General features: G+C 49.0%; 1 protein-coding gene. It reads left to right on the top strand.

From position 1 onward, the window contains the following. Positions 1-1,097 (top strand): 5'-3' exonuclease H3TH domain-containing protein (locus tag R8N28_RS26570; protein ID WP_318183835.1); only part of this gene is annotated, 1,097 nt, incomplete at both ends.

Here is a 1,097-nt window from a genome sequence, read left to right as displayed (position 1 = left end):
TGCCGTTGATCTGCGTTCCTGGCGTGGAAGCAGATGACGTCATCGGTACGTTGGCTTACCAAGCCTCGCAACAAGGCATGCCTGTTTTAATCAGTACTGGCGATAAAGATATGGCTCAGCTGGTGGATGACAACATTACCTTGATCAACACCATGACGAACGTCGTGATGGATCGTGAAGGGGTGGTGGAAAAATTTGGTATTCCGCCAGAGTTGATCATCGACTATCTAGCGTTGATGGGCGATAAAGTCGATAACATCCCTGGTGTACCGGGTGTGGGCGACAAAACGGCGACCGCTTTGCTGCAAGGCATTGGTGGCCTGACTAAGTTGTACGAAAATCTGGATGATATCGCGGCACTTGGTTTCCGCGGTTCGAAAACCATGGCGAAGAAGCTGGTCGACAACAAAGACAACGCTATGCTGTCTTATGAGCTGGCTACCATCAAGCTGGATGTGGAACTGGAAGAAACACCAGAGTCGCTACTGAAAGCAGAGCCAAACAAAGACGAATTGATCAAACTGTATGGTCAGTTGACGTTTAAGTCTTGGTTGAACGAACTGCTTGAAGGCGGCTCAGGCACTGTCGAAGCGGTTGAACTTGCAGGCTCTGCGCAAGCATCATCTTCTTCTTCGCATGCTGAAATGGAAACCTCAGCGGTAACGATTGATCGCAGTCAGTACGAAACCATTTTGGACGAAGCTTCTTTCAATGCGTGGCTAGAAAAACTCAAAGCGGCAGAGCTGTTTGCTTTTGATACCGAAACGGACAGCCTTGATTACATGGTGGCGAACCTTGTTGGTTTGTCATTTGCTATCGATGAAGGTATTGCGGCTTATGTCCCTGTCGCACACGATTATTTGGATGCGCCAGAGCAACTGGATCGCGATTGGGTTCTTGAGCAGCTGAAACCAATTCTTGAAGACGACGCTCAAGCGAAAGTCGGTCAGAACCTAAAATACGACGCGTCTGTGCTGGCACGTTACGGCATCGAGATGAAAGGCATCAAATACGACACCAAGTTGGCGTCTTACGTTTACAACAGCGAAGGCGGCAAGCACTACATAAACGGCTGGGGAAGAGGTAAACAACAACAC

Source organism: Vibrio sp. Vb1554, assembly GCF_033344235.1.
The sequence above is the reverse complement of the archived record's forward strand: the minus strand, read 5'-3'. Positions and strand labels throughout refer to the sequence as shown.